The organism is Pseudomonas sp. F220 (assembly GCF_057813935.1).
On the sequence record NZ_JBVASJ010000170.1, the window covers coordinates 1 to 296 of the forward strand.

The 296-nt window shown below is 62.8% G+C and carries 1 pseudogene; it reads right to left on the reverse strand.

The window, feature by feature from the left end:
- Nucleotides 1-296: pseudogene (locus tag ACZYSM_RS29495) on the reverse strand (cbb3-type cytochrome oxidase assembly protein CcoS); the annotation flags it as partial.

Below are 296 nucleotides of genomic sequence, written 5' to 3' on the forward strand. Positions count from 1 at the left end.
GACAAGAGGCAGGCAGTAAAATGACCAGCTGCGCGGTGGCAGCGGCGGTGTGCTCCCGGGCGCGGAGTTCCAGATAACGACCGGCCAGCAGGAACAGTGCAAACATCCCGACCGCATCGAAATACAGCTCGCCGACGCCGGTGATCGAGGTCCAGATGCAGGCGATGTATGCGCTGCCACTCGCCAGCGACACCGAGACGTCCATGGTCAGGTGGCGGGTGCGCAAGTCGCGCATGGCGCCTTTGTAGAATGGCGCGCAGCTGTAGAAGACGATGGGTGTGGTGAGGAACAGTGCG